This window comes from Jannaschia maritima (genome assembly GCF_030973515.1).
GTDB classification, from domain to species: domain Bacteria; phylum Pseudomonadota; class Alphaproteobacteria; order Rhodobacterales; family Rhodobacteraceae; genus Jannaschia; species Jannaschia maritima.
Genome location: NZ_JARGZA010000020.1, coordinates 31,977 through 58,284 on the forward strand (window position 1 = coordinate 31,977; position 26,308 = coordinate 58,284).

21 protein-coding genes and 1 pseudogene are annotated in these 26,308 nt (G+C 72.3%); 8 read left to right on the forward strand and 14 right to left on the reverse strand.

Annotation, left to right across the window (positions count from 1 at the left end):
* Position 1 precedes the first annotated feature (1 nt).
* The 5 genes from tssL to P0084_RS16085 are packed head-to-tail and all read left to right on the forward strand — an operon-like array spanning position 2 to position 8,450.
* Positions 2 to 1,654, forward strand: coding sequence for a type VI secretion system protein TssL, long form (gene tssL, locus P0084_RS16065; protein ID WP_308917895.1), 1,653 nt, complete (start codon positions 2 to 4; stop codon positions 1,652 to 1,654).
* Positions 1,651 to 5,247: a type VI secretion system membrane subunit TssM gene (tssM, locus tag P0084_RS16070; protein WP_308917896.1), complete on the forward strand. Its 3,597-nt coding sequence runs from the start codon at positions 1,651 to 1,653 to the stop codon at positions 5,245 to 5,247. Before tssL ends, tssM begins: the two co-directional genes overlap by 4 nt.
* The gene (tagF, locus tag P0084_RS16075; protein ID WP_308917897.1) at positions 5,226 to 5,858 is read left to right on the forward strand and encodes a type VI secretion system-associated protein TagF; all 633 of its coding nucleotides are present in this window, start codon (positions 5,226 to 5,228) and stop codon (positions 5,856 to 5,858) included. Before tssM ends, tagF begins: the two co-directional genes overlap by 22 nt.
* Complete coding sequence (locus P0084_RS16080; RefSeq protein WP_308917898.1) at positions 5,851 to 6,600, forward strand: PP2C family protein-serine/threonine phosphatase; 750 nt, start codon at positions 5,851 to 5,853, stop codon at positions 6,598 to 6,600. Before tagF ends, P0084_RS16080 begins: the two co-directional genes overlap by 8 nt.
* Positions 6,600 to 8,450: a serine/threonine-protein kinase gene (locus P0084_RS16085; protein ID WP_308917899.1), complete on the forward strand. Its 1,851-nt coding sequence runs from the start codon at positions 6,600 to 6,602 to the stop codon at positions 8,448 to 8,450. Before P0084_RS16080 ends, P0084_RS16085 begins: the two co-directional genes overlap by 1 nt.
* A 24-nt stretch (positions 8,451 to 8,474) precedes the next feature.
* On the opposite strand, the gene P0084_RS16090 is transcribed toward P0084_RS16085, so the two are convergent.
* From P0084_RS16090 to P0084_RS16115, 6 genes are all read right to left on the reverse strand, one after another.
* Entirely contained in the window at positions 8,475 to 9,830 is a 1,356-nt protein-coding gene (locus P0084_RS16090; protein WP_308917900.1) for a hypothetical protein, read from the reverse strand.
* Positions 9,827 to 10,231 (reverse strand): ExbD/TolR family protein, encoded by a 405-nt coding sequence (locus P0084_RS16095; protein WP_308917901.1) that lies wholly within the window; start codon positions 10,229 to 10,231, stop codon positions 9,827 to 9,829. Before P0084_RS16095 ends, P0084_RS16090 begins: the two co-directional genes overlap by 4 nt.
* Before the next feature lie 13 nt (positions 10,232 to 10,244).
* Entirely contained in the window at positions 10,245 to 10,667 is a 423-nt protein-coding gene (locus tag P0084_RS16100; protein ID WP_308917902.1) for an ExbD/TolR family protein, read from the reverse strand.
* Between the two features lie 2 nt (positions 10,668 to 10,669).
* Entirely contained in the window at positions 10,670 to 11,305 is a 636-nt protein-coding gene (locus tag P0084_RS16105) for a MotA/TolQ/ExbB proton channel family protein (RefSeq protein ID WP_308917903.1), read from the reverse strand.
* A 14-nt stretch (positions 11,306 to 11,319) separates the two neighbouring features.
* Positions 11,320 to 11,748, reverse strand: a complete 429-nt coding sequence (locus P0084_RS16110) for a hypothetical protein (RefSeq protein ID WP_308917904.1) — start codon at positions 11,746 to 11,748, stop codon at positions 11,320 to 11,322.
* A gap of 70 nt (positions 11,749 to 11,818) precedes the next feature.
* Positions 11,819 to 12,286 (reverse strand): hypothetical protein, encoded by a 468-nt coding sequence (locus P0084_RS16115; protein ID WP_308917905.1) that lies wholly within the window; start codon positions 12,284 to 12,286, stop codon positions 11,819 to 11,821.
* A gap of 135 nt (positions 12,287 to 12,421) precedes the next feature.
* Here P0084_RS16115 and P0084_RS16120 point away from each other — a divergent pair, with 135 nt between their 5' ends.
* Genes P0084_RS16120 through P0084_RS16130 form a run of 3 tightly spaced genes read left to right on the forward strand, consistent with a single transcriptional unit; the run spans position 12,422 to position 16,252 of the window.
* Positions 12,422 to 12,799, forward strand: coding sequence for a DUF1036 domain-containing protein (locus P0084_RS16120; protein ID WP_308917906.1), 378 nt, complete (start codon positions 12,422 to 12,424; stop codon positions 12,797 to 12,799).
* A 47-nt stretch (positions 12,800 to 12,846) separates the two neighbouring features.
* On the forward strand, positions 12,847 to 14,097 hold the full coding sequence (locus P0084_RS16125) for a hypothetical protein (RefSeq protein WP_308917907.1): 1,251 nt from the start codon (positions 12,847 to 12,849) through the stop codon (positions 14,095 to 14,097).
* Between the two features lie 13 nt (positions 14,098 to 14,110).
* Positions 14,111 to 16,252, forward strand: coding sequence for a peptidoglycan DD-metalloendopeptidase family protein (locus P0084_RS16130; protein WP_308917908.1), 2,142 nt, complete (start codon positions 14,111 to 14,113; stop codon positions 16,250 to 16,252).
* 330 nt (positions 16,253 to 16,582) lie between these two features.
* Here the strand turns inward: P0084_RS16130 and tssH are convergent, their stop codons facing one another.
* The 8 genes and pseudogenes from tssH to P0084_RS16170 form a co-directional block, all read right to left on the reverse strand.
* A complete protein-coding gene (tssH, locus tag P0084_RS16135) occupies positions 16,583 to 19,267 on the reverse strand; it encodes a type VI secretion system ATPase TssH (RefSeq protein ID WP_308917909.1) in 2,685 nt (894 codons plus the stop codon).
* On the reverse strand, positions 19,264 to 20,238 hold the full coding sequence (gene tssG, locus P0084_RS16140; protein ID WP_308917910.1) for a type VI secretion system baseplate subunit TssG: 975 nt from the start codon (positions 20,236 to 20,238) through the stop codon (positions 19,264 to 19,266). The genes tssH and tssG overlap by 4 nt, the downstream gene beginning before the upstream one ends.
* Entirely contained in the window at positions 20,235 to 22,172 is a 1,938-nt protein-coding gene (gene tssF / locus P0084_RS16145; protein ID WP_308917911.1) for a type VI secretion system baseplate subunit TssF, read from the reverse strand. The genes tssG and tssF overlap by 4 nt, the downstream gene beginning before the upstream one ends.
* Positions 22,169 to 22,741, reverse strand: a complete 573-nt coding sequence (gene tssE / locus P0084_RS16150; RefSeq protein ID WP_308917912.1) for a type VI secretion system baseplate subunit TssE — start codon at positions 22,739 to 22,741, stop codon at positions 22,169 to 22,171. The genes tssF and tssE overlap by 4 nt, the downstream gene beginning before the upstream one ends.
* Positions 22,742 to 22,825: 84 nt before the next feature.
* Entirely contained in the window at positions 22,826 to 23,323 is a 498-nt protein-coding gene (locus P0084_RS16155; protein WP_308917913.1) for an Hcp family type VI secretion system effector, read from the reverse strand.
* 47 nt (positions 23,324 to 23,370) lie between these two features.
* Entirely contained in the window at positions 23,371 to 24,855 is a 1,485-nt protein-coding gene (tssC, locus tag P0084_RS16160; RefSeq protein WP_308917914.1) for a type VI secretion system contractile sheath large subunit, read from the reverse strand.
* Positions 24,848 to 25,390: a type VI secretion system contractile sheath small subunit gene (gene tssB / locus P0084_RS16165; RefSeq protein ID WP_308917915.1), complete on the reverse strand. Its 543-nt coding sequence runs from the start codon at positions 25,388 to 25,390 to the stop codon at positions 24,848 to 24,850. The genes tssC and tssB overlap by 8 nt, the downstream gene beginning before the upstream one ends.
* Before the next feature lie 91 nt (positions 25,391 to 25,481).
* Positions 25,482 to 26,308 (reverse strand): annotated as a pseudogene (locus P0084_RS16170) (hypothetical protein); the annotation flags it as partial.

Genomic DNA, 26,308 nt, shown 5'->3' on the forward strand with positions numbered 1-26,308 from the left:
CGTGGCATCTGCGGACGACGACGACGACCGCACCGTGATCGGCGGCGCCGTGCCGCCACGCCGGGAGCCGCAGGCCGATCCGTTCGGGCGCGGTCCGCGGCCCGCCGATGCGCCCGAACCGCAGGACCGTACGATCATCGGCGGCGGGTCCGGGCCGCGGTCGGCTTCCGCGGGGCGCGACGACACCTGGTTGGGCGCGCGACCCGCCGCACCACAGACCCCGCGCCGTCCGCCGCCCGCGACCCCGCGCCATGCCGTCGTGCCGCCGGCATCCGGGGACCGGTTCGGCGGTGGCATGGGGGCCGGTCTGTCGCACGGCCCCGATGGGGGTCTGGGTCGTCCGATGGGATCCGGCGGGGGCGAATTGTTCCCCGACCTGTCCCCGCGCGAACGTCCCGTCACCCGCGCCGCCGCTCCCCGGATCGCCCTGTCGGACGCCCTGCGCGCGCCCGCCCTGGGCGAGGGCGCGTCGTCCAACCGGCTCGTGGCCGCCGCCGCACCCCTGCTGATCCTGTTGGGCCGCCTGCGGACCGGCTTGGTCGACATGCAGGCCGGTCCCCTGATGGAGCATGTCTATCACCAGATCGAGGGGTTCGAACGCCAGGTTCGGTCCGCCGGCGTCCCCGATCTCCAGGCCCGCGTGGCGAAGTACATCCTGGCGGGCACCGCCGACGACATCGTGCAGAACCTGCCGGGTGCGGATCGGGGCCGTTGGGCGGAGTATTCGATGGCCGCGCGTATGTTCGGGACGCGCGATACCGGCGTCGGCATCTTCCACGAGACGGAGAAGGCGATGCAGGCCCCGGCGGAGCATTACGACCTGCTGGAACTGATCCTGGCTTGCCTGTCGCTGGGCTTCGAGGGGGAATACCGTACTCGTCCGGGCGGCGCCGACGCGCTGGCCCGGGTGCGGCGCTCGATCTACGAGACGTTGCGGCGCGTCCGGCCTCGCCCGCCGGAGGACATCAGCCCGGTCTGGGCACCCGTGGTGCTGCAAGGCAGGCGCCTGTTCGCCGCCATTCCCGTCTGGGCCATCGCGGGCCTGGCCCTGGCGGCGCTGGTCGCCTTCTTCGCGACGTTGTCCACGCTCCTGAACCGCCAGGGTTGGGCGGTGGCCGACACGCTCTATGGATTGCACGCCGACACGCCCGTGACGTTGGAGCGAGGACCCGCCGCGCAACCCTTCGTCGCCCCGGCCGAGGTGGCGCAACTCGACCGCATCCGCACGGCGCTGGCGCCCGAGATCGAGGCGGGGCAGGTCGACGTCGGCACCAAGGGCGATTTCATCTTCGTGCGGGTCGGCAACCTGCTCCTGTTCGATTCCGGCAGTTCGGACGTGCGCGAGGACTTCGCGCCCCTGGCCGACCGCATCGCAGAGGTCCTGGATGCCGAAGGCGGCCCCGTCCGCGTCCTGGGCTATACCGATAGCGTGCCGCCATCCGGGCGGGGACGGTACAAGACGAATCTGGACCTGTCCGTCGCCCGGGCGGAGGGCGTCGCCGACCTGCTCCGCGCCCGCCTGTCCGATCCGTCCCGCATCGCGGTCGAAGGACGGGGCGAGGCCGACCCGATCGGCGACAACGCCACGCCCGAAGGGCGGGCCCAGAACCGCCGGGTGGAGGTGTTGATCGCCCGGGAAGGAACGTTCCAATGATGCGCCGCTGGTTCCGCAAGGCGTTCCGGTCGTCTTGGGGTCGTTGGGTCCTGACGATCCTGGGCCTGATCGCCCTGATCGCGGGAATCTGGTTCGGCGGTCCCATGACGGGCCTGCCGCTGCTCGCGTCGCTCTGGTTCCGGCTGACCTGCATCGGGGTGATCGTGGGCGTGATCCTCCTGATCGCGCTGGTCCGCTATCTGCGCCGCCGCCGCGCCGCGAAGGCCCTGGAATCGGCGATCGTCCCGGATGCGCCCGTGGGCGACGGCAAGGTCCTGGCGGAACGCATGCAGGACGCGCTGGGCACCCTGCGCAAGGCGGGGGGCGCCACGTACCTGTACGACCTGCCGTGGTACGTCATCATCGGGCCGCCGGGGGCGGGAAAGACGACCGCGTTGGCCAATTCGGGCATCGAGTTCCCCCTGGCCCGTGGCGGCGCCCCGATCGAAGGGTTCGGCGGCACGCGCAACTGCGACTGGTGGTTCGCGGAAGACGCGGTCCTGATCGACACGGCCGGGCGTTATACCACGCAGGACAGCGATGCCGCCACGGACGGCGCGTCGTGGCAGGCGTTCCTGGATCTGCTGAAGCGCGCGCGCCCCCGGCAGCCCATCAACGGCGTGATCGTCGCCATTCCGCTCGACGACCTGATCGCGGGCGAGCCCGGTGTCGTCGCGCGCCATGCCGACACGGTCCGCGCCCGCCTGGCCGAGGTGCACGAGACGTTGAAGATAGACTTCCCCGTCTATGTCCTGTTCACGAAGGCGGATCTGATCGCGGGATTCCGCGAATACTTCGCCAGCTTCGGCCAGTCCCGGCGCGAGGCCGTCTGGGGTCATACCTTCCAGGTCCGCGACCGCGACGCCCTGACCCACGAAGGCGTGCCGACCGCGTTCGACGACCTGGTCCAGCGCCTGTCGGAGGAGGTGACCGACCGTCTGAACGAGGAGCCCGACGGCATCAGCCGCATCGCCATCTTCGGCCTGCCGGGTCAGATGATGGGCCTTAGAAACGGGGTCGCCGAGTTCCTGCGCCGCGTGTTCGAGCCGACGCGCTTCGCATCGAACGCCATCCTGCGGGGCTTCTACTTCGCGTCGGGCACGCAGGAGGGGACGCCCATCGACCAGGTCCTGGGCGCCATCGACGCGGGACCCGAGCCGCTGCTGGGCGCCGGATTCCTGTCGGGCCGGGGCAAGTCGTTCTTCCTGCGCGACCTGTTGGAGAAGGTGATCTTCGCTGAACGCGACTGGGTCGGCCACGACCGCAGGGCCGTCCGCCGCGCGGCCCTGCTGCGCGGCACCGCGCTGTCGGCCATCGCGGTCGTTACCCTGGGCGGTCTGGGGGCGCTGGGCTATTCGTACTGGCGCAACGCGGAACTGGTGTCCGTCGCCCGGGCGGAGGCGGCAGCCTATGGCCGTGCCGCCGCCGCGGAGATCGACCGCACGGTCGTGTCGGATCCGGACCTGCTGGGGGTCCTACCGTTGCTGGACGACTTGGCGACCGTGCCCGCGGGCTATGGCTTGGACGACGACGCCCCCGTCTGGGAAGGGCTGGGCCTCGGACAGCGCGACCGTCTGAACGCGGCCGCCACGGATGCCTATGCCGACGCGCTGGAGGGCATGCTGCGCCCCCGCCTGATCCTGGCTCTAGAGCGGGAGATCCCGTTGATCGCCACCCGCGGCGACACGACGGAGATCTATCGCGCCCTGAAGGTCTATCTGCTGCTCGGCGGACAGGGTGCCGTGACCGACGACGCCGCGATCCTCGCCTGGTTCGAGGATGTGTGGATCGATGCCTATGACGGTCGGGCGGGCCTGGACGTGCGCGAGCGCTTGCGGGCGCATCTGACCGCCATGCTGGACCTGGACGACGACCGCACCCGCCGGGTCGAGATCGACACCCGTACCGTCGAGTTGGCGCGCGACGCCATCGCGCAGCTGACCCCCGCCGAACAGGCCTGGGCGCTCGTCGCCGATGGCGCGGCCACGTCGGGCCTTCCGGATTGGTCCCTGCTGGAGGCCGCGGGTGCCAGCGCCGACCGGGTCTTCGCGACCCGCGACGGCGCGGATCTTACTACGCAGAGGGTGGGCGCCCTCTACACCTACGAAGGGTTCTGGTCCTACTTCTATCCCTCCCTCGACGAGGTCGCGGACCGCTTGCGGGCCGACCAATGGGTTTTGGGCGAAACCGATGCCGGGGCCGAGTTCGAGGCGCGGATGCAGTCGCTCGACCGGACCCTCCTGGATCGATATCGACGCGAGCACCTGGATGCCTGGACCGCGGTGCTGGGCAACCTGTCGTTGGTCTCGATGGTGGCCGACGCCCCCCGCTACGAGGCGCTGGGCCTGTTGGCGGGCGAGTTGGTGTCGCCCCTGCTGGGACTGGTCCGATCGGTCGCCGACGAGACGCGCCTGACCGCCGAGCTTGACGGCCTCGATCAGTTGGACCCGGCCGCCTTGGCATCGGGCAATCTGGACGGCGTCGCAGCGGATGCGGGCGGCCAGGTCTTCGACCGCTTCCGGTCGCGCACCGGCGGGGTGCAGCGGATCCTGCTCGACGCGCTGACACGCAGCCAGAAGTCCGGCCAGCGGGCGGGTGGCGGATCGTCGGAGGACGGCGTGATCGGGCCCATCGAGCAGATCGAGGCCAACTTCGCCGCCTGGCACGTCCTGATGGAGGGGCAGGCGGGTCAGCGTCCTATCGACGCCGTGCTGGGCAACCTGGGACGCGTCTGGAGCACGTTGAACAGCGGACAGACCAGTCCCGAGCAGGCCGCCGTCCTGCTGCCGCAGATCCTGAACGAACTGACGCGCTACAACAGCCAGCTGCCCACGGAGGTCGCGTCGCTGGTCAACGAAGCGGAAGCCGACTTCCGCCAGGGCGCCACCGATGCGAACCTCGCGACGATGAACCGCGCGTTGCAGGACCGCATCGTGTTCCGCTGTCGGGACGTCATCACCAGCGCCTATCCGTTCGCGGACAGTCCGCGGTCGCTGTCCATCGCGGATTTCAGCGCGTTCTTCGGCCCGGGTGGCGAGATGGACAGCTTCTTCACCGAGTATCTCGCGCCCTATGTCGAGCGGACCGCCGACGGCTTGGCCTACCGCGCGGACTCGCCCCTGGCGGACCGCCTGTCCCCCGCCGCGCTGAAGCAGTTCGAACGGGCGGAGCGGATCCGGCAGGCATATTTCCCTGGGGGCGGGCAGCAGCCATCGGTCGAGATCGCGATCCAGCAGGTCGACAACCATTCCACGATCGAATCGGCCGTTCTGATGATCAACGACCAGCGCGTGCCGACCGTACGGTACGAGATCCCAAAGACGGTCGTCTGGCCCGGTGAGGGCAAGGCCACCGCGCTTCAGATCGCGCCCGACCTGGGCCGTCCATCGACCATCGGCTTCACCGGCTCCGCCTGGACGTTCATGCAGTTGCTGGACGCGGCGCAGGCCCGGCGCAGGCAGGGCGACACGATGCGGGCAACCTTCATGATCGGCGGGCGGGACATCACCTACGACTTCACGATCAACGCCATCGACAACCCCTTCACCATGCCTGAGATCCGGCAGTTCGAATGTCCGCAAGCCCTGGACTGACCCTGACCTGGCCGGACGGCGCCGGGTGGTTCGGGAAGCTGCCCGCGCGGGGTGACTTCGTCCATTCCGGCCTGTCCGACGCGGTGCGTGACGCGGTCTCAGCCTGGCTGGACGGCACCTTGGCAGAAATGCGCGATCGGGTGGGCGGCGATTGGGCCGCACGGTTCGACGCCATGCCCCGCCTGCGGTTCTGGCTGGGGTCCCACGTGGCCGCGGGCGGACCCTGGGCGGGCGTGGTCGCTCCATCGCGCGACCGGGTCGGACGACGCTATCCCATCGTCGCGATGGCCCCCGGTGCCGCAGCACCGCCCACGCTGGACGCCGATCGGGACCGGCACGACGCCCTGGACGCGTTGATCGACACGCTGCTGATGGACGGCCCGGCCCCGATGGCGGCCTCCGTTCGGGCGGATCCCCCCGCGGCGGCGGTCTGGGCCGCGCGCGGGGACGGTGCGTCCGACCGGTTGCTGTTCGACGTGGCGGCGGCAGACTATGCCGCCGCCGCCGGCGCACGCAGTTACGTCTGGACCGAGGGGGCGGTCTGGTGCGACACGGGCCTGCCCGGCGTGGATGGGCTGGGCTGGCTGACGGGGTTGGTGCGCGATGCCTGACGCTGAAATCCTGGACGCCGCCTTCGCCACGGATACCGGGCGCGTGCGCACGCAGAACGAGGACGCGGCCCTGTCGCGTCCCGACCTGGGCGTCTTCCTCGTGGCGGACGGCATGGGAGGGCACCGCGCCGGCGACTGGGCGTCCGAGCGCATCGTCGCGCTGGCGGCGACCGTCGGCCCCGCGACGTCCCTGGACGACCTGCAGGCCCGGTTCGCCGACCGGATGGATCAGGCGCATGCCGACGTCCGCGACCATGCCGACCGACTGGACGCGACGGTGGGCGCAACGCTGGTCGCGCTGCTGATCTCGGACGGGACCTATGCGCTGGGCTGGGCGGGCGACAGTCGGGCCTATCTGTGGCGCGGCGGCGCGCTGCACGGGATGACGCGCGACCATACGGAACTGCAGGATCTGCTGGATGCCGGCCGCCTTCCGCCGGAAGCGGCCGCCACCTGGCCGCGTCGCAACGTCATCACGCGCGCGGTGGGCGTCGGCGAGGCGCTGCGCTGCGACTGGGTGCGTGGCGACTTGCTGTCGGACGATCTGTTCCTTCTCTGCTCCGATGGTTTGACCGAGCACATGGACGACGCGGACATCGCCGACATGCTGGCGGCGGGTGGCGACGACGCTGCGGCGACGTGCCGGGCCCTGGTCGCGCAAGTGCTGGACCGCGGCGCGCGCGACAACGTCACGGTGCTGGTGGTGCGGACCGGGTCCTATTGGACCGCCGGGTTGCCCTGATGGCCGCGCCGTCGGACGAGGACGCGCCGCCTCCTTCCGATGGCGACCGCACGGTCGTGGTCACCGACGGCGCCGGACGCGGCACGCCGCGCGACGACGGCATCGTGGTGGGCAGCGTCCTGAACGACAACTACCGCATCGATCGCCGCATCGGCGAGGGCGGGATGGGCGAGGTGTACGAGGGGGTCCACCTGTTCACCGGCAACCGCGTGGCGGTGAAGATGATCCACCCGCAGCAGACCCGCGACGACACCGTCGTGTCCCTGTTCCGCCGGGAGGCCCGGATCCTCTTCGGTCTGAGCAACGATGCGATCGTCCGGTATCTCGACAGCTTCCGGCACGGGCCGACGGGCCGGTACTGCCTCGTGACCGAGATGATCGAGGGGCCCACCCTGGGGGAGTACGTCGGGGAGCGGGGCCCCCTGGAGCCGGAGGCGGCGCGCCAGGTCATGGTCCGCCTGGCGCGGGCCCTGCACGAGGCGCACGGACGGGGCGTCGTCCATCGGGACCTGTCGCCCGACAACGTGATGCTGCGCGGCGGCGCGCTGGAGCGGGCCACCCTCATCGACTTCGGCATCGCATCGGCGGAGGAGCTGGGTGAAGGGAAGCTGGCCGGCCGCTTCGCAGGCAAGTTCCGCTATGTCGCCCCGGAGCAACTGGGCTTGCACGACGGCGCGGTGGGTCCCTGGACCGACGTGTACGGCCTGGCGCTGCTGATGGCCGCGGTGCTGCGCGGCACCCCCCTGCCGATGGGGCGGACGGAGGACGCGGCACGCGACGCCCGCGCGCGCATCCCCGATCTCGACGGTGTGCCCGACCCGTTTCCGTCCGTCCTGGCCGCCATGCTTGCGCCCGCGCCCGCCGACCGTCCCGCCGACATGGCCGCGGTCCTGCGTCGCTTGGACGACGCGGCCCGTGGCGATGCGGTGGGCGGCGTGATCCTCGCGCGCCCCCCGGGGCAGGGGTCCCCGCGGTCGGAGGAGGACGGCGATCTGTCCGGTCTGGGTGCGGCGCCCCTTGGCCAGCGCGCGCCCGAGCCGGACCCCCCCGCCCCCGCCTCGCAGGCACCCGGGGGCGGGGTGCCCGTCTGGCTGGTGGCCGCCTCGCTGGTGATGGGGGGCGGGGGGCTGGGATGGTGGTGGTTCCAGAACGACTCCGCTGCCCCGGCAGAGGAAACGGCGGCGATTGGACCCGCCGAGGTGCCCCGGTCGCCGCCGCTGCCGCCCCCCGACCTCGACAGCCTGGACGGACGATTGGCCTCCATCGCGGCGGACGCCCCCTGTCGGCTCGCGCACCGGGTGGCGTCCGGGCCGATGGCGGGCACGGTCCTTCGCGCGGCGACCGACAGGGGTTCCCTGCCGGACCTGTCGGGGATCGACACGTCGGACCTCCGGGGCGGGATGGACACGGTCGACGTCATCGTCACCGATGCCCAGTGCATGGCCCTGAACCTTGTCACGGGGTTGCAGGGCCGCGGGGCGACGGACCCCGTCGTGTCCCTGGACGTGGCGGAGGTGCGTCCGGCGGAGGGGGTCCTGGGCCGGGTCGCCGACCTGCGCGGGCGGACGACGTGGCTGGCCCTGGTGGCCGCGACGGGCGAGGTGATCGACCTGTCGGAACGGCTGCGCGCACAGCCGGATGGATCGGCGCTGTTCGACTTCGCGCTGTCCGAGGACGGCACGCGTCCCGGCCCGCAGATCGTGCTGGCGGTCGCGTCGCCCGATCCGCTGCTGTCCCTGGCCGCCGCCGAAGGATCGGCGGACGCGGCGGCCCTCCTGCCCCGCGTGCTGGAGGAGGCCGCCGCGGCGGGTGCGGGCGTGGGCATGGCGGTCGTGACGTTGCGGCGCTGAGCGGTCCGGCCCGCGCAGGCCCTCCTATTGCAGTGAGAAGGCCGCGACGGCGATGCGGGCGGCGTCGTCCAGGTCGTCCTCCAAGGCGGGAAACACGTCCTCGGCCGAGCGGCCGTCGAGACGGGCCAGGGCATCGGGCCGGACGGGGGTCGCCATCGCGATCAGCAGCAGCGCCGTCGGCCGCGCCGGTCCGTCGCGCGTGACCGGAATGGCGAAGGTGGCCCGGCCCCCGGTGAAGCGCAGGAACCGCTGCAGGTCCTGCACGACCCCGTTGTCGTCGACCAGGACCAGCGTGGTATAGGCGCCGGCGCCGGCCCCCTCGATGGCCCCCGACAGGGTCTGGCCGGACGTCAAGTTGGTCGCGTCCACCTGCAGGTTCAGCGCGAAGACGGGATATTCCTGCTGGGCGCGAACCGTGTTCAAGGCGGGGCATTGGCGGGCGTCGACGGCCACCGGCTGGGCCTCGACCGGTCGTGCGAGGTCGGCGAACGCATCCGCCGCGAAGGCATCGGCCGCCGCGGCGTCGTCGGACAGGATCGTGACGGGAACGGCACCGCCCTGCGCCGCGGGGCGTGGCAGGGCGACCAGGCAAGGCCGATCCAGGGCGGCGCGGATGCGCTCCACCAGGGCCTGAAGATCGGCATCGGGTGGCGGCCCCGACGCCGTTCCGGTCCCCGCATCAAGCATGGCACCCCCCGCGGGGGGCAGCGTTCCGACCTCCGTCCCATCCGCCGGCGCGACGGAGGTGGCGGTGGCCACCCCGGCGGTCTGCAGGTTCGTTCCCGGATCCGGGGTCAGGGGGTCCGGCTGCACGGCGTCGGCGGTGGTCCTCTCCGCGATCCCGGACACGGATGGGGCGGTGGGCGAGGCGGCAGGGGATGCAGCCGCCGCGACGGTCGCCGCCTCGCCCGGATCGGCACGGGCGGCGCGGCCCGGCCCGTCGGCGATCACGGCGGACGCGGCGCCGGCGGACCGAGCTGACAGGGCCGCCCCGGCGGCGGACGCGGCACGCGGGGTGTCCTCCACCGAATCCACCCGTGCGGTCGCGGCGCCCTGGGGGGGCGGGGCGGGGTTCGCCGGGGCTGCGGGGGTCAAGGTCTGCAGCGGGGGGGCAGCACCGGACGCCCGCTCCGCAGGCGTCGCGACCTCCGCCGCAACGGGGGCGAGGACGGGCGCCGCGGGGTCCACGTCGTCCGACGGGGCATCGAACTCGGACAGGACGATCCGCGTCTCGACCCGGTCGCGGGGCGCGTCGACCAGGCGTTGCACGAACAGATGCGCCAAGCCCGCGATCGCGGCGCCATGCATCAGGATCGACAGGCCGCCCGCCAAAGCCCAATGGATGCCGCGCTCCGGCAGGGGGGTGGCGATGCGCGTCATCGCGGCGCGCGGTCCAGGGTCACGAGCTGCAGATCCAGGTCGCGCAGGGCGGGTCGTCCGATCAGGGCCACGAACCGTTCCGCCGGGACGTCGCGGTCGACCAGCAGATGGAGGCGCGCGCCGTCGGACAGTTCCGACAGGGCGGCGGCCAGCAGTTCGGGGGCGACCGGCACGCCGTCCAGCGCGAGGTCCCCGTCAGCCCCCATCGTCAGGATCGGGTCCGGCAGCGCCGCCAAGGGCAGCTCGGTCGTCTCGGCCGGACGCAGGTCGGCGTCGGCGGGGGCGATCAGGCGACCGGTCGCCAGGAAGAAGAAGATCAGCAGAAGGACGATGTTGACGATCGACAGCGATGCGTCGAACCGCATCGCGCGACCGTTCGATCGGGGGACCTGGAAGCTCATCCGTCCGCCCGCCTCATCCGTCCGTGCCATCGAACAGGCGCACGTTGGGAACGTCGGCCGCGATCAGCGCCTCCAGGACGGCTGCGACGTCCTGCATCCGCGCGCCGGCCCCCGTCACGACAAGCACGCGGGACGTGTCGGCCCGGCGCACCGCATCGGCCAGGTCGGGCAGGGCATCGAGGCCGAAGCGTTGACCGCCTGCGACCACCGCCCCGCCCTCGACCTGCCAGATGGCGGCGGGCCCGCCCCCGGCCTGCGCCGGGCCCGCCGCGCCGCGACCCTGGCCGGGCGGCTCGCCCCGCGCGATGGGAAGCAGCGAATAGGGCGCGACCGACGACGTCAGCATGAAGAAGATCAGCAATTGGAACATGACGTCCGCCAGCGGCGTCAGGGCGAAGCGGTACCTGCGGCGTCGGACCGCCGGTGCGACGGACATGCCTAGCGCGTCCGGCCGGACTGCACCCGCCCATGCACCGCGGTCGACACGGCCGATTCCAGCACCTGCCGCTCCATCTCGATGCGGGATTCGAGCCAGATCGCGATGAAGAACGTCACGACCGCGATGGCGAGCCCGGCCGCCGTCGTGGTCAGCGCGACCCAGATGCCCGATGCCAGCAGCGTGGAATCCACCGCCCCCTGCGACAGCGACAGCGTCGAGAAGGCGTCGATCATGCCGATCACCGTTCCCAGCAGGCCGAGCATCGGCGCCCCCTGGACCACGGCCTCCAGGACGCGCATGCGCCGTTCCAACAGCCCCATCTCGCGCCGGGCAGCGTTTCGGCCCAGTTCCTCCGCATAGGCGGCGTCGTTCGGGCGGGCGCGCAGTCCGGCCAGGACGGCCTGCAGGACCCGCGTGCCGACCGTGTCCCCGTCCGACGCGGCGCGGATCGCCTCGTCCGGGCGCCCGCCCAGCCAAGCCTCCAGGATGTCGTCCGTGCGGTCGGACCGTCCGACGCCCAGACGCTGGAACTGGATCGTCTTGAACAGGCACACGGTCAGCGCGGCCATCGACAGCAGGGCCAGCGCCGCGAACACGGTTAGCGATATGGGGTCGTAGTCGGTCAACGACGGCATGGCGGTCGCGATCCCTACAGGCCGAACTGGATGTCGGTCCGGGACGCGGCGTCCAGGGCGGTCAGGCACATCACGGACGGCTCGCCCCCCGCCACGTCGCACCGCGCCAGATCGTTCACGAGGATGCGGGACACGTCCTCGCAGGGCAGGTCGGGCAGGTTGAACAGGACCACCCGGGTCTGCCCGGGGGTCAGGGCCCCGAACTCCAGCACCAGAAGGCGCCGGACGACGCCGGTCCCGTCGAAGAACGCGGCCTGATAGGCCAGTTGGTCCAACGCCCGGTCCGTTTCGTTCACCGCGACATAGGTGAGCTGGCAGCTTCCGCCGTCCAGGGTCGCGGCGTTGTTCAGCTCGATCCGCAGCGCCCCGCCCGGTTCGGTCCCCTGCGCGGCGGCGACCTGCGCGCCCGCGAGGCCCGCCAGCAAAAGTATGGCCCGAATCATCGACATCCTCCCTCCGGCGGAAAACCGCCCGTCGCTGGGAGGGGAACCGCGTCCGGCGGCCGGGGTCAAGTCAGCGATAGACGCCCACGCGCCAGGGATCGCGCGCGATCAGGGGTTCGGATCCGGCGGGCCCGGTCGGCAGGAACGACAGGGACGGGCCTTCGATCGGATCCTCCGCCAGCCAGTCGTCCGCGGTGACGGCCGCGGTCGCGACGGGCCCGCCGTTCCGCGACGGGGCCGCCAGGGGGCGGCGTGGGGGCGGGGCGGCGGCGAACCCGGGGACCTGCATGGTGGATCGGATGGCGGCCGGCGCGTCCGGCCCCGCGCGCAGCGGCGCGAGTGCCGGCGCGGCGGCGGGCAGGCGATCCGGGGCCATGTCGATCACCCGCGGCACATCCGCGCGGACCTGCGGGGCCAAAGGCTGCGCCGGGGGGTTGCTGGCCACGCCCGTCAGGCCCAAGGTCTGCACGGTCGCCAGGGCACCCCCGGCCAGGGCGGCGGTCGCGACGACGAGGACGAAGGTGGTACGAAGGGACATGGCACATTCACCGGGACGTTTGCCGTTTTCGGTATCGTAGGGAAATGGGGGCGCCGCGGAAAGGCGCCAGGGGGATCGCGAATGGTATCGGCGGATCCGTGTCGTGCGTGCCGCACCTGGGCAGTGATGCTATGCTTGACCGCGTTCGCCGCGATGCCCGCAATGGCGTCCTTCACCGTGTGCAACAGCAGCTTCGACGTCGCCAACGTCGCCGTGGCCCAGCCGAGGGACGGGGGCTTCCGGACGGAAGGGTGGTGGCGGATCGGACCCGCCCAATGCGCCGAGGTGATCCCGGACGCCCTGGCGGCCCGCTACCTGTACGTCCACGCGATGGACGTCTTCGGCCGCACGCTCCTGTCGGGGGCGGTCCGGATGTGCGTGGACACGGAACGCTTCGTCATCGACGGGCAGGACGACTGCCTGCTGCGGGGCTACGTGCCCGCCGACTTCGTGGAGGTGGACACGGGGCAGCGGACGACCTGGCGGCTGTTCCTGACGCCGCGTCCCCGTTGAGCCGGCGCGGCTGGCCGCGCCTGCGGCGCTGGTCTAACGTCGGGTCCATGCGACGTCCGCTGCTCGCCCTGGTCTTTTGCGCCGCGCTGCCCCCGTCCGCGCCGGCGGCCGAACGCATGGCGCAGGTCCTGGTCCCGGCGGACGGCACGGGGGCGGAGGTCGCGCTCGACGTGTCCCGCGCCCTGCTGGAGGCCGGATACGACAGCCTGCGCCGCCGCGGCGCCACGCTGGACACCATCCGGGACATGCGCGAGGCCGAACTGGCGGTGGTCTATCTGTCGGGGCAGCCGGCGGCGGACTGGGACCCCGCGCTCGTGGCGGAACTGGCGGGCGCGTCCCGGCTGCTGATCGCCACCGACGCCTGCGGGCTGCGCCTGCCCGAAACGCTGCCCGACGGCGTCGCCCTGGCCGCCCCCCTCGTGGCGGAGGACGGGACCTGTGCTGCCGGGCCGACGGCCGTCGCGGACCGCCTGGTGGCCGCGTTGCGCAGCCCCGGCACGGTCTTTCCCGACCCCGTTCCGGGCGGCGACGCGCGGGAGGACGGCGTCGCGACCGTGGGTGTCCTGGACGCGCCGCTCGCGGCGGCTCGGGTCCGTCCCGTCGGCAACGGCATCGTCCTGGGCGGGCCGGTCCTGCCCGCCGCACCCCTGGCGGCGGAGGGGGCGGTCCTGATGCCCGCCGCGCTGCCGAGGGCGGCGGCGACGGCGACGCCCAGCGACCTGGCCGCGCGACCCGCACAGCCGGGGCTGCCGCGTCCCTCGGTGATCGTGGGTCGCCTGCCCGGCACGGACGACGACGTGCTGACCGGGTCCGACCTCGGGACCGATACGTTCGACGCACGCCAGGCGATGCGCGAGCGGGACCCGGACACCTATGCCTCGCTGGTGGCGTCGGGCGTCTACGATCCGCCCACGGGCACGCTGCCCGCGGCGATCCAGACGGCGCTGCAGCGGATGGGATGCTACCGCCTGACGGTGGACGGCGCCTGGGGTCCCGGGTCGCGCCGCGCGGTCGCGGCCTATTACGACGCGCGGGGAGATGCGGCGCCCGGCGATGCGGCCAGCATCGCGCTGTTCCGGGACGTCATCCTGCGGGAGGACGTGGACTGCCCCGAACCGGTCGCGGCACCGACCCCGGCGCGCACCGCGTCGCCCGCCCGCACGGGGGGCACGCAGCGGCAGGCGCGACCCGCGCGCACCGCGACGCCGCGTCCCGCCCAACCGGCTGCGACGCCGCGCTCGCAACCGTCCGCGCCGCTGAACACGATCTCGCCCTCCGTGCGGGGCGTGTTCCGCTAGGGCGCGCGCCGCCGTGGCCGTCGACCCCGCCTTCCGCGACAGCCGCGCCCGCGCGCGCGCCCGGATCCGCAGGCGTCGCGCGGTCCGCTGGGGTCCGGTCGCGGTCGTCTTGCTGGGCGGCGGGGGCCTGGCGGGGTGGTGGTGGGACGCGCCGGGGCGGGCGGTCGCGTGGTGGAACGCGGACGACCGGCAACTGACGCAGGTGGCGGGCGGTGACGTCGCCATCGCGCCCGTCGTGGCCCCCGGCGCGTTCCTGGACATTCCGGGCGATCCCAACATCGTCGCCCTGCCCGAGGCGCGCGCAGGGGGGGAGGGGGACCTGTCCCTGCCCGGGCCCGCCGTGCTGGACGTGCGCCGCTTCGGCCTGCCGTCGCCTGACCGGTTCCGGGTCCTGCGCGACGACCTGCTATCCGCCGCGGACCGGCTGATGACCGTCCTGCCGTCCTCGCGGGAAGACCTGGCCTATCTGCAGGACCAGATCGCGCTCGCGCAGGACGGGCTGCAGGACCTGGCTGCCACCGAGGACGGGGCGACGGGCGGCAGCTCGCTGGCCTTCATCCGGGCGGAGGACGCGCGCGTCCCCGTGTGGCGCGACACCGTGCTGCGCGCCACGGCGGAGGCCCCGCTCGACGTGCTGCTGGCGGATGCGGACGCCGCGGTGACCGTGCCGCCCGACCTGATCGACCCCCTGCTCCCCGGCGGCACGCTGCCCGGGGGAAGCGTCCTGGCCCTGCGCGGGGTGGGGGCGGACCCGACCGCGGCGCAGGCGTCGCTGTACCTGCCGGGCGCGGGGTATCGCGGCACGCGGGCCCGGGACGACACGGGCGCGGTGGCCGACGGGGTGGACCCATGGGTGGAGGCCGCGCTGACCGCGGAGCCGGACGAGGGCATGGACGGGGTGGGCTTCCGCCTGGCCGACGCGCTCTATTCCGCGATGCTGCGCGCGGGGCTGGAGGCGGAGGTCGCGGGCGGCTTCGTGTCCGTCGTGGCGGGCGGCATCGATCTGGACCGGACCGCGCTGCGGGGCGACCGCCTGACGCTGGCCTTCTCGCGGGCCGCGGGGCCAGGGGGCACGCAGGCGGGCCGGCTGGCCTATGCCGCGGTGTCGGGGCCGGGGGGGGACTGGCGCTGTTACGTTGTGCCCGACGGTCCGGACGGCTTCCGCTGCCACGTTCCGGGCCGTGCGGGCGCGGTCGCGGTGCTGGCGGTGCCCGTGGAAGGACGGCTGTCGTCCCGGTACGGCATGCGGCGCCACCCGATCCATGGGGACATGCGCCTGCACGCGGGCGTCGACTGGGCGGCCCCCGCGGGCACCCCCGTCCGGGCCGCCGCCGCGGGCATCGTCGCGGGGGCCGCGGTCGCGGGCGGGTACGGCAACATGGTCACCCTGGCCCATTCGGACGGGCTGGAAACGCGCTATGCCCACCTGTCCGCCTTCGCCGACGGGCTGTCGCCCGGCGACGCGGTCGAGCGGGGGGAGGTCGTCGGCTATGTCGGCACGACGGGCACGTCGACGGGCAACCACCTGCACTTCGAGGTCCGGTCGGGCGGGCGTCCCACGGACCCGATGGCCCTGCTGCCCGGCGGCGGCCTGGGCGCGTCGGACGCGGTCGAAGCCCTTGTCGCCCGCATCATTCAGGTCGAGAGCGCGGGGCGTGCGGATGCGCGGAACCCCCGGTCGACGGCCACCGGGCTGGGGCAGTTCATTGAATCCACGTGGCTGCGCATGATGCGGACCTATCGCCCCGACCTCGTAGCCACGAACGACCGCGCGGCCCTGCTGGCGCTGCGCACCGATCCGGGGATCAGCCGGCGCATGGTCGCCCGGCTGGCCGCCGAGAACGAGGCGTATCTGCGCGCGCGGGGCCACGAGGTCACGTCGGGGCGGCTGTATCTGGCGCATTTCCTGGGCCCGCAGGGGGCGGACATCGCGTTGCGGGCGGACCCCGACGCGGATGTGGGGGCGGTGATGGGGGCGGCCGTCGTGCGGGCCAACCCGTTCCTGCGCGGCTGGTCGATCTCGGACCTGACGGCGTGGGCCGCGCGCAAGATGCGCGGCCCCGGTGCCCCGGCGGCGCCCGCGCCCGCGCCGGTGGACCCGGCGGTCGCGGTCTATGTCGAGCTGATCGACGGAATGGTCGGCGAGACGGGGTAACGTCGGCGCCGGTCGTGCTGCGGTGCGGCGAAATGGTTCTCGGGCCTGGGGCGGGCAGGGTGGTTCCTGGGGAAGAGTGTGACCCGGAGCAGGGCGTCGGGCAAGGAGGCGGGATCCTCAGCGTGCGTTGACGTCTGGGGATGCCGGCCACCCCGGTATGGGTACGTTGCGGCGGGCCGACCCGGCATGCGGTCCGTGTCTGCGATGCGTCTGCTCCCCGTCTGCCCTGCGTCGGACGAATGCGTGATTCGCCCGGGTGTCCCGAGGGTCGGTCGCCCGTCCCTTCCTCGTCGGGTGGAGGACGTGCCGCCGGGCGGGCTCGCGGCGCGATCACTCCGCCGCTTCGGTCGCGTCCGCATCCCCGCGCTCCGGTTCCGCCCCGTCGAACGCATAGGTGAAGCCGTCCACCCCGACGTCCACGCGCACCCCGGCGACCGGCGCGCCGGAGGCCATGCGGGACAGCAGGTCGCGGGCGAGCTCGGGCAGGATGGCGTTGGACACGATGTTGTCGATCATTCGCGCGCCCGATCCGGGGTCGCGGCACTGCGCAACGATGTGGTCCAGGACGGCGTCGGACCAGGTCAGCAGGGCGCCGTGCGCGTCCTTCATGCGGCGCGCGACCTTGCCCAGCTTCAGGACCGCGATGTCGCGCAAGACGTCGGGCGACAGCGGCAGGTAGGGGATCGTGACCAGGCGTCCCAGCAGCGCGGGCGGGAACACGTCGAGCAGGAAGGGCCGGAGCGCCGCGTCGAGCTCCGCCGGGTCGGGCGGCTCGGCCGGGTCCGAGGCCATCTCGGCGATGACGTCGGTGCCGACGTTCGACGTGAGCAGGATGAGGGTGTCGCGGAAGTTGATGGGCCGCCCGTTCCCGTCCTCCATGATGCCCTTGTCGAAGACCTGGAAGAACAGTTCGTGCACGTCGGGGTGGGCCTTCTCGACCTCGTCGAGCAGCACCACGGAATAGGGCTTGCGCCGCACGGCCTCCGTCAGGCGGCCCCCTTCGCCGTAGCCGACGTAGCCCGGCGGCGCGCCCTTGAGCAGGCTGACGGAATGGGCCTCCTGGAACTCGGACATGTTGATCGTGACGACGTTCCCCTCGCCGCCGTAGAGCTGCTCGGCGAGGGCCAGGGCCGTCTCGGTCTTGCCGACGCCCGACGGGCCCGCCAACAGGAACACGCCCACGGGCTTCTGCGGGTCGCCCAGGCCCGCGCGCGACGTTTCCACCCGCCTGGCGATGATGCGCAGCGCATGGTCCTGGCCCACCACGCGGTCCCGCAGCGTATCGGCGAGCGACAGGATCTGCGTCAATTCATCGGTCATCATCCGGCCCACGGGGATGCCCGTCCAATCCGCGATCACGGTGGCCACCGACTGCGCGTCCACGTGGGGATAGACCATGCGCGTGTCCGGGTCGCGCGCGGCCAGCTCGGCCATGCGGTCCGCGATCTCGGCGCGCGCGGCGTCCACGTCGAAGCCTTCGGGCGGATCGGCGATCTGGCCACGCAGGGCGGTGATGCGCTCGACGACCGCGCGTTCCTCCGCATAGGCGGCCTGCGCCCGGGCCAGGTCGGCCTCCACGGTCTCGTGCTCCGCCTTCGCGTCCGCCAGGCGGGCCTCGTCGGTCGATCCCAGGTCGCGCTCCGCCTCCTTCGCGGCGATCTCGGCGGCCAGGGCGTCGCGCCGGGCGGACAGGTCGCCCACGCGCGCGGGCGTCGAGGCCTGGCTGACGGCCACGCGCGCGCAGGCGGTGTCGAGCAGGCTGACGGCCTTGTCGGGCAGCTGCCGCGCGGGGACGTAGCGGTCCGACAGGGTGACGGCGGCGACCAGCGCCTCGTCGGAGATGCGCACGCCGTGGTGGTCCTGCATCGGCCCCAGGATGCCGCGCAGCATCGTGCAGCAGCGGGGAACGTCGGGTTCGTCCACCTGCACGGGCTGGAAGCGCCGGGTCAGGGCGGGGTCCTTCTCGAAGTACTGGCGGTATTCGCTGAACGTGGTGGCGCCGATCGTGCGCAGCGTGCCGCGGGCCAGGGCGGGCTTCAGAAGGTTCGCGGCGTCGCCCGTGCCCTGCGCGCCGCCCGCGCCGATCAGGGTGTGCGCCTCGTCGATGAACAGGATGATCGGGGTGGGGCTGGACTGGACCTCGTCGATCACGGACTTCAACCGCTGCTCGAACTCGCCCTTCATGCTGGCGCCCGCCTGCATCGCTTGGACGTCGAGCATGTGCAGCCGCGTGCCCTGCAGGCTGGGCGGCACGTCGCCCGCAGCCAGACGCTGCGCGAAGCCTTCGACCACCGCGGTCTTGCCCACCCCCGCCTCGCCGGTGAGGATCGGGTTGTTCTGCCGCCGCCGCAGGAGGACGTCGATCATCTGCCGCACCTCCGGGTCGCGGCCCACGATCGGGTCCATGCCGCCCGCTTCGGCCTGCGCGGTCATGTCGACGCTGAACCGCGCCAGCGCGCTGTCCCCGGCCAGCCGCGCGCCCGCGTCGGTCCCCGCCCCGGCCGTCAGCCCGGACCCGTCCATGGGGCGCAGGTTCTCCTCCTCCGAGGCGGACCAGAGGCGCCCATGCTCGCGCGCGATGCGCTCGACCGACACGCCTTCGAGCGCGGGCGCGGCGGCCAGCACCTCGCGCCGCAGGCGGGGGTCGGCCAGCGCGGCGTAGAGGGCGTGGCCCGTGCGGATCTGCGCCTCGCCGAACTGGAGGGTGGCATAGGTCCATGCCTGGTTCAGCGCGTCCGACAGGCTGTCGGAGATGCCCGGCGTCTCGGTCACGCGCCGGGCGAAGCGGTTCTGGGCCGCGTCCAGATCCGTCAGGACGCCGGTGCGGTCGATCCCCATCTCGCGCAGGGTGGCGGCGACGTCGCCGTCCTTCCGGGCGGCGGCCTGGAACAGCCAGTGGATCAGCTCGACGTTGCGGTTCCCTTCGGACCGGGCCTGGCGCATGGCGCCCAGAAAGCTGTCGTAGCCCGCCCGGTTCATCTTGCCGGCATAGGTCTCGATGGCGATGTCGGTCATGGCGTGCTCCCTCCGCGGACGTCGTCCAGATCATAGGTCGCGATGTCCACCCGGCCCGTGCCGCCCCCGGGCGCCATCGCGGCCATCCAGCCCAGCTGGGCCGTCCGGCCCAGCGTCGCGGGCGGTATCGCGTCGGCGGGCAGGGACAGGGCGACCTCCACCTCGGTCCATTCGCCCAGGTACCAGCGGACCAGGTCCAGCAACTGCCCGGCGCGTACGCCGCCCGGCAAGTAGGCGCGGTATTCGTCCAGGTCGCGGGCGGCCACGCGGATGCGGATGCGGTCGTTCACGCTGCGCATCTTCGTGCCCAGTCGCGCGTCCCGGCCCAGCGTGGCGCCGCGCCGGCCCATCCGGCTGTGGTCGGACGCGTCGAACGCGATCCAGGACGGCACGTGCTCCTGCACGGCGACGTCGGCGGACAGGTACAACTCGATCAACTGGCGCAGGCGCACGCCGCTCTTGACGCGGGTGGCGTGCAGGCCGACCAGGCGCGTGCGCGCCACGTCGGGGATGCCGTCCCGGTTGCGGAACGCGGGCGTGCTGACGCCGGCCAGGGCGCCCACATGCGCGGCGAAGCGGTCCTCGTCCGGGCGGTCGAACTGGCCGATGGCGCGGCTGTCGGACCAGGCCCGGAAGAACAGTTGCACGAACCGCGTCCCCAGCAGGTCCGCGAGCGCCACGAAGGACGGGTCGCCCGCCACGTCGCGCCAGCGCAGCACCTCCTCCGTGGTGTTCAGGGGCAGGGGGCCCTGCGGTCCGAAATGGCCCAGCACGGGGGTGCGGATGACGGCCCTGCCGCCCTCGCGCCGGTGATCGGCCACGTCGGATGCGGGAAACGCCAGATAGGGGTCCTGCCCGATGCGCACGATCTCGTCGGCGAGGCGGTCGTTGCGCCCGATCCGCGGGGCGTCCGGGGCGTTCCGCTCCACCCGCCGCAGGAGCGCGAAGAGGCCCTGGGGCCGGGCGGTCACAGCACCGGCCCCGACCCGGAGCGCGGCGGCCAGGCCTTCAGGTCGCCCCGCTGGCGCGTCGCCACGACCGTCTGGGTGAAGCTGTTGACGGGGGCGTATTCCGCCAGGAACCGGTCCAGCACGGCGCCCAGCAGCATCGGGCCGGAGCCTTCGAACGCGCCTTCGTCGAAGGTCAGCCGCACCTCGACCCCACGGGCGGGGGCGTGCCCGTCGCCGTGGCGGATCAGCCGGGTGACGGGGCGGGTCGCCAGCGATTCGAGCCCCGCGACCTGCGCCGCGGCGACGGGGTCGGACAGGTCGGCGAAGAGCGACAGCATCTCGCGCAGGCCGTCGGCGTCGGTGCCGCCGGACCGGTCGCCGATGCCGAACTGCGACAGGGCCAGGTAGCTGATGAGGCGCCACTGCACGTTGCCCGCCGTGGCGCGGTGGGGCGCGTCGGCATCGAGCAGGTCCAGCGGCTCGCGCGGGGGGGTCGGACCGGCGACGCAGCGCAGCGGAACGGTCTGGTCGTCGTCCAGGGTGAACGCGTCGGCGGCCTGCGCGTCGGGCAGGCTGGCGGGCAGGTGCCGGTTGGAGCACAGGACCCGGACCGCCAGGCGCTGCGGCCCCGGAACGGTGTCGCCGTCGGGCCGGTCGGGGCCGGCGGGTGGTTCCCAGAAGGACAGAAGCGTTTCAGTCCCCATGTAGCGGTGGCGGTGGCCGTGGCGCAGCTCCTCCTCCGTCAGGCGACGCTCGCGCCGCCGGGTGGTGTAGTAGAGCGCGTGACGCGGATCCCCGTCGTCCGACCCCATCGTGCCGTAGAGGGGGCGGACGGGCCGCTTGGTGCGCGATGCGGTGTAGTGCGCCTGGACGTCCAGGATGCGGTGAACCTCGTGGTGGGTGACGGGCGAGGCCTGCGGGGTGACCACGTATTCGTGGCGGCGCCCGTCCAGGCGGATCTGCTGGGCCGCGTCCTCGAACAGGTTGACGGCGGGCGCGCAGTGCAGCCCCAGCGCGGCGGGCCCGAAGCGCGCGGCGAGGTCGTCGTCGCGCCGGTCGAACTCCCACACCAGGGCGGCCGCGTCGGCCGGAATCCCGTGCAAGGCGCGGCGCAGGCCCGCGAGGCGGAGGCCCAGGACCTTGCGCGGAAAGGCCAGCCCTTCGCGGAGCAGCGCGAAGCCGTCGAACAGGCGTTCGTCGTGGGGCAGCAGGCGCTCGTCGGGGTCGAGGCCGATCTGCTGCACCGCGTCGGGCGGCAGGGGGCGGAAGCGCGCGTCGCCCTTGGCGTCGAGCCAGCGCAGCGACACGCGCACGGTGTCCGCGAAGACCTGCTCGTAGAGCGCGACCGCGTCCCCCATGGGCGACAGGATGTGCAGGGGCAGGTCGTCGGCGCCCAGGTCGCCCAGCGCCACGCCCGCGCCGACGGTCGCCAGGTCGACCGTCACGGCGGCCTGCGCGCGGGGATGGGCGTCCTGGCCCAGGGCGCTGATCGCCGCGGCGCCCGACAGGTAGCGCGCGTCGCGCAGGACCAGGGGCCACAGCGTCAGCGGGGACCCGGTGCGGAACCGGCAGGCCACGCTGCGAGAGCGTTCCACCAGGCGGGCCTGGAACGGGGCGCCCGCGGGGATCGTGCGGCCGGAGGCGGGGTCGACCGGGTCGGCGGGCAGGCGAGCCTGCACGATCATCATCGACGGCAGGGGCGCCAGGGCGTCGGGGAAGATCTGGTCCAGAAGCTCGTCGGTGAAGCCGCGGAACTCCTCGTCGAGCTTCAGCTGCACGCGGGCGGCCAGAAAGGCGGTCCCTTCCAGGAGGCCCGCGATCGCGGGGTCTGTGTTGTCCTGCAGGAGGCCGCCCAGCTGCCCCGCGATGCCGGGATATTCCGCCGCGAAGGACGCGCCGCGTTCGTAGAGGAGCGCGAGCTCGCGTTCGTAGGCGTCGCGGAAGGCCTTCCTCATGCGCCCGTGCCGCGGACCGGTCGCAGGTCCATCTTGCCCGCGCCCAGATCGACCTCCGCCACGAAGTCGATGGGCAGGTCGGCGGGGTCGGCCACGATGTCGGCGGTCACGTCGAAGGTCAGGCGCTGGTCGGTCGCATGCTCCGACGACAAGGTGACGGACAGCGTTTCGGGTACGAGCCGCGGTTCGTGGTCCAGCAGGGCCTGGCGGATCGCGGCGGCGATGGCCATCCGGCTGGCGGTGGACGCGCCCGCCCGGCTGAGGTCGACGAGGCCGAAGTTGAGGACCGACCGCGCGACGCGTTCGTGCCCGTCGAGGGGGACGACGGCGTCGAGGCGGACGGTGCTGGTCAGGTTCTCGACGTCGTAGGTCACGTTGCGGCGCAGCGCGGCCTCGTCCGTCGTGATGCGGCTGGCCTGGGCGCGGACGTCGCCGCGCGGGGCGCGCTTGGCGGTGCCGTGGCCCGCGGCCTCCCGGAAGATCTGCATGACGTGCGCGCGGCGGCGCGCTTCGGGGCGGCGCCCCCGCGGGGCCGCGGCATCGTCCGTATCGTCGCGGTATCGGGGCATGGCCGCGGACCTAGCCGAACGACGGCCCGAACGACAAGGGCCGGCGCGATGCGCCGGCCCCCCGAAACGAATGGGATTCGAGGCTTACGCCGTCCATTCCTGGTTCTCGGCGATGTCCCAACCGGTCGCGGTCTGGGCACCGGCGGCACCGGATTCCTCCTGCAGGGTGTACGTGATCTCGAACTTGCGGAAGTTCAGGGTCAGCGTCTCCTGGATGCGGTCGAGGCCGTCCTTCGATCCGCCCGTCTGGTAGGACGTGATCATGATGTTCTCCATCTTCAGGATGAAGTACTCGATCGGGGCGTTGCCGCCCGACTTGCGGACGATCAGCTCGCCGGAATCGATGTGCTCGCCGGACGTACAGCGCTTGATCAGGTCGTTGGACGCCAAGTCCACGTACTTCGTCAGCGTGATGTCCTGGACGTTGACCTTACCGCCGCCGCCGCCGGCGCCCATGTGGGTCGTGCCGGACTGCGTCAGGCCCCAGTTCCACTCCATCACGTCGATGTTGTCGCGGTGGGTGGCGTCCTGGGACTCGCCGCGGATGCTGTTGGACAGGCGCAGGAAAATATCGACAGCCATGTGTCACTCCATTGATTGAGCCCACGGGGGGCAGGGGGTTAGGGGGGTCAGTTCTTCTTGGGAAGCCGTGAAACCAACGACATGCCGATATCCATCCCTTCCAGCTGGAAATGCGGCTTGAGGAAGAACTTGCCGACGTAGTAGCCGGGGTTCTCCTCGTCCTCGATCACCTCGACCTTGGCTCCGGCAAGCGGCTTCTTGGCCTTTTCCTTGTCGGTCGCGGTCTCGGGATTACCGGAGACGTACTTGTTGACCCACGTCTGCAGGTCCGTCTCCAACTGGCGGCGCGTCGGGCTCTGGCCGATCTTGTCGCGCACCATGCACTTCAAGTAGTGGCTGAACCGGGACACCGCGAAGATGTAGGGCAGGCGCGCCGACATGTTGTCGGAGCTGGTCGCCAGGTCGTCGGCGTACTTCTTGGGCTTGTACACCGTCTGGGCGCCGATGAAGGCGGCCTTGTCGGTGTTCTTGCGGTGGACCAGCGGCAGCAGGCCCGCGGACGACAGCTCGCCCTCGCGGCGGTCGGTGATGGACACCTCCGTCGGGCACTTCATGTCGCGTCCGCCGGCGCCGGTGTCGAACGTGTGCGTCGGCAGGTTCAGCACCTCGCCGCCGCTGTTCACGCCGCGGATCTGCACCGTCCAGCCGTGCTCCTTGAAGGCGCGGTTGATGTTCGCCGCCAGCGCATGCGCCGCGTTCATCCAGGCATAGCCGTCGCGCTCGCCGCCCGTCTCCTCCTCGAAGTTGAACTCCTCGACGACGGAATTGCTGTCCTGGCCGTACGGCTCGCGCGCGAGGACGCGGGGCATCGTCAGCGCGAGGTAGCGGCTGTTCTCGGACTCGCGCAGGGTATTCCACTTCGCGTAGTCGGGGGTCTCGAAGATCTCGGAGATGTCGGGCGGGGTGCCCAACTCGTCCCAGCCGTCCATGCCCAGAAGCTCGGGCGAGGCGGCGGAGATGAACGGCGCGTGCGCGGCCGCGGCCACCTTCGAGACGTCGCGCAGGAGGTTGATGTCCGCGGAGCCGAAGCCGAAGTAGTAGTCGCCCACCAGCGCGCCGAACGGCGTGCCGCCCAGGGTGCCGAACTCCTGCTCGTAGATCTTCTGATGCAGCGGGCTCTGATCCCAGCGGGCGCCGGGATAGGCCCGGAACATGCCTGACAGCTCCTGCTTGGAGATGTTCATCACCTTCACGCGCAGGCTGCTGTCCGTTTCGGAGTTGTTGACCGTGTAGGCCAGGCCGCGCCAGGACGATTCCAGCTTCTGGAACTCCTCCGCGTGCATGATCGCGTTCAACTGGTCCGACAGCTTCGTGTCGATCTTCGCCAGGATGGCGTCGACCGTGTCGAGCACGTCCTCGGTGACGAGGGTCTGATCGTCCAGTGCCTCCCGCACGAGGGCGGTGACGGCGTTGTCGACCTCGCGCGCGGCGGTGTCGCTGCGCGGCTTGATCGTTTGGCGGAGGATGTCGCTGAATTCCTCCAGCTCGGTCATGCCCTGCCGGGCGGGGGCGTTGGTCTGCGCGTCAGCCATCGGTCTTCTCCCCCGCACCGTCGTCCGCACCGTCCTCGGATGCGCCGCGCTGGGCCAGGGCGGCCATCAGCTCGGGATCGTTGAGCAGCATGCGGATCTGCTCCTGCGCCTTCGGCTTGCTGTTCATGTAGCGCTGGAGGTTGGCCAGTTGCTTGCGGGCCTCCAGGAGCTTGTTCAGCGCGGGCACCTGCTCCGCTACGCGGGCGGGATTGAAATCGTCCATGGACTTGAACCGCAGCGCCACGCCCAGCTTGTCGGTCGACCCGGCGTCGAGGCGGTTCTCCACCGCCATGCTGACGCCCGGGGCCACGTCGGCCATGTAGGCGTCGAGCGTCGCACCCGTTACGTCCCGGAACTCCCGCTCCTCGATGGCGGGCTTCTCCCTGTCGGAATCGTTGCCCGACAGATCGGACATCATCCCCATGACGAACGGCAACTCGACCATCCGTTCGCTGTCGTAGGGATCCTCGTAGGATATGTTAACGCGCGGCGGTCGATTCCGCTTGAGGAAATCAGTCGCTTTATCGGCGGCCATTTCAAATCTCCCGAAGTTGGCGTCCGTTCATCACTCGTTCCCCTCTTAGTCAATCGGAGGGGACCGTTAACGTTCCCCTTTTCGGCGAGACTCAGCCGGTGGGCGGTTTTGCGATCAACTCCGAGATGAGTGTTTCGAAGTCGGATTCAAGCCAAGCGCGAGCGCGATCCAGGAGCAAGGGGACCGGACTGGCGGGTTCGGCGCGCTTGAACCACGCATTGACGGCCAGAAGTTCCGCTGCGGCACTGGCGCGATCGGGGACGTCCCGCGGGGGAACGTCCGATGCCGGGGGCGCGTCGCGCGGGATCTCGGCGCTCAGCGCCTTCAGACGGTCCATCGGCAGGATTCCGCCGTCGGGGCCGAAGTCGATCCGGACCTCGGCCACGCGCTGCGGCATCAGGATCTCGATGGCGTCCATCAGGGGACGGCCCACGAGTTCGCGGGCCTGGATCACCAGCAGCAGCGCGGCGGAGGACGGTTCCGCGGACTTCAGGTAACGCTCCACCCCCGCGAGGGCCGCCTTCGCGTCCGCGATTCCGCCCACTGCCGCCACGTCGGGTGCGACCACCGCCGTCGCGGCGGGCGCGTCGGCATCCGTGCCGGCATCGTCCCCCGACGTGTCCGGCGACGGGCCCGCCGCGGCATCCGGCAGGTCCGGCAACTGGAGGGCGGGCAGGTCGGGCCGCGCGGCTTCGATCGCCGCCACGATGCCGGACAGGACCTCCCCCAGGCGGTCGAGGGACGGGCCGCCGATCCGCACGGCCGCGGCGTTCGCGCGACCCAGCGCGTCGCGCACCTGCCGGACGCGGTCGGTCACGGCGCGGTCCGACAGGGCCTGGTTCAATGCCTGCGGATCCCCGGGCGTTTCTGCCGCGCGTGGTTCGACGGCGCCGCGAGCCACCTGGATGCGACGGAACG

Bases quoted from the DNA above. Each gene is read 5' to 3' on its own strand.
- P0084_RS16110 (WP_308917904.1), bottom strand. From the start codon at position 11,748: ATGATTCGGGCCATACTTTTGCTGGCGGGCCTCGCGGGCGCGCAGGTC.
- P0084_RS16125 (WP_308917907.1), top strand. From the start codon at position 12,847: ATGCGACGTCCGCTGCTCGCCCTGGTCTTTTGCGCCGCGCTGCCCCCG.
- tagF (WP_308917897.1), top strand. From the start codon at position 5,226: ATGTCCGCAAGCCCTGGACTGACCCTGACCTGGCCGGACGGCGCCGGG.
- tssM (WP_308917896.1), top strand. From the start codon at position 1,651: ATGATGCGCCGCTGGTTCCGCAAGGCGTTCCGGTCGTCTTGGGGTCGT.
- P0084_RS16155 (WP_308917913.1), bottom strand. From the start codon at position 23,323: ATGGCTGTCGATATTTTCCTGCGCCTGTCCAACAGCATCCGCGGCGAG.
- P0084_RS16105 (WP_308917903.1), bottom strand. From the start codon at position 11,305: ATGCCGTCGTTGACCGACTACGACCCCATATCGCTAACCGTGTTCGCG.
- tssF (WP_308917911.1), bottom strand. From the start codon at position 22,172: ATGAGGAAGGCCTTCCGCGACGCCTACGAACGCGAGCTCGCGCTCCTC.
- tssE (WP_308917912.1), bottom strand. From the start codon at position 22,741: ATGCCCCGATACCGCGACGATACGGACGATGCCGCGGCCCCGCGGGGG.
- tssH (WP_308917909.1), bottom strand. From the start codon at position 19,267: ATGACCGACATCGCCATCGAGACCTATGCCGGCAAGATGAACCGGGCG.
- P0084_RS16090 (WP_308917900.1), bottom strand. From the start codon at position 9,830: ATGACGCGCATCGCCACCCCCCTGCCGGAGCGCGGCATCCATTGGGCT.
- P0084_RS16115 (WP_308917905.1), bottom strand. From the start codon at position 12,286: ATGTCCCTTCGTACCACCTTCGTCCTCGTCGTCGCGACCGCCGCCCTG.
- P0084_RS16085 (WP_308917899.1), top strand. From the start codon at position 6,600: ATGGCCGCGCCGTCGGACGAGGACGCGCCGCCTCCTTCCGATGGCGAC.
- P0084_RS16095 (WP_308917901.1), bottom strand. From the start codon at position 10,231: ATGAGCTTCCAGGTCCCCCGATCGAACGGTCGCGCGATGCGGTTCGAC.
- P0084_RS16080 (WP_308917898.1), top strand. From the start codon at position 5,851: ATGCCTGACGCTGAAATCCTGGACGCCGCCTTCGCCACGGATACCGGG.
- tssC (WP_308917914.1), bottom strand. From the start codon at position 24,855: ATGGCTGACGCGCAGACCAACGCCCCCGCCCGGCAGGGCATGACCGAG.
- P0084_RS16100 (WP_308917902.1), bottom strand. From the start codon at position 10,667: ATGTCCGTCGCACCGGCGGTCCGACGCCGCAGGTACCGCTTCGCCCTG.
- tssB (WP_308917915.1), bottom strand. From the start codon at position 25,390: ATGGCCGCCGATAAAGCGACTGATTTCCTCAAGCGGAATCGACCGCCG.